Consider the following 1,122-nt stretch of genomic DNA (forward strand, 5'->3'; position numbering starts at 1 on the left):
AATTCTTGTATAATATAATCCATTTACATGATAAACCTGTTTTCCCTTATATCCACAGTAGGATACCTGAGCACATAAATCTCAATTACGCAGAAAGGGGAAAGAGTGTAACAGTGAGAATAGAATGTAAATCAGAGATCTCTGATTTCATAGGTAAAATAATGGATATGGAAAGCATGATTAAAGATTAGTGTACCCACCCCATAGTATTTGGAAAACATTGAAAAATAGTATTCCTATATCAATAAAAATAAAATAGGTGTAAAGTCACGGACCCCTAAGTAACGGAATTCTAAAACGGGAAAATTTATTACTTTAATGAAATTGCATATGCAATGATAGTTGTAAATCCTGCACCTCTTGACACTTCATATGTACCTGAGAAATTATTTTTCAGGGATGATAAAATAGCTACCATCCAGTCCACTGTTATTGACCCATCAGCAAGTGGAATAACAAACAATATCATAATTCATGGAGATTCCGGTACTGGCAAAACCTCTACTGTGAAATTTCTCATGCGGGACAATAAATCCATTATTTACGAAAATGCGCTGTCATTCAGAAATGTAAAAAATTTGCTGGAACATGTTATTTCAAGATTGGGGAGGCCGGTCTCATATCGCGGACTTTCATATTCAGATATTTTTTCCACCCTTAATTCCATAATATCATTCCGTGGAAACATAATTCTTGTAATAGACGAAGCCACCGGGATGCTAAAAGGTGATTCCACCGGATTGTACAACCTGTTTAGGGCATCCGAAATCTACGGGACCGAATTAAGCACTATCCTGATATCCATGGAGAGCCCATTTATGTATATGGAAAGGAAATATGGAACAATAGTGGAGCTCAAATTCAATAAATACAGCAGCGATGAAATAAACCGCATTATAACTGACCGGGCATCTATGGCTCTTGATCCTGGCACATGCCCAGATTCCATACTCCAGTATATATCTGAAATCTCCGGTCAGTTCGGTAGTGCCAGATTCGCCATAGAACTCCTGCAAAAAGCGGCATACATGGCAGAATACCGGCTTTCAAAAACAATAGAAAATGATGATGTGCGATCTGCTGTATCACTTATAAATCCATAATAACAGAAAGCAAACTCTC

General features: G+C 37.2%; 1 protein-coding gene and 1 pseudogene. Both read left to right on the forward strand.

The annotated features are described in order from the left end of the window. Window positions 1–191 (forward strand): annotated as a pseudogene (locus tag AMDU4_RS04500) (transposase); the annotation flags it as partial. A gap of 144 nt (window positions 192–335) precedes the next feature. Further along, on the forward strand, window positions 336–1,103 hold the full coding sequence (locus AMDU4_RS04505; RefSeq protein ID WP_021786796.1) for a Cdc6/Cdc18 family protein: 768 nt from the start codon (window positions 336–338) through the stop codon (window positions 1,101–1,103). The last annotated feature ends 19 nt before the right edge of the window (window positions 1,104–1,122 follow it).

This window comes from Ferroplasma sp. Type II, assembly GCF_000496155.1.

Excerpts from the sequence above, each read along its gene's own strand:
- AMDU4_RS04505 (WP_021786796.1), top strand. The coding sequence starts at position 336 with ATGATAGTTGTAAATCCTGCACCTCTTGACACTTCATATGTACCTGAG.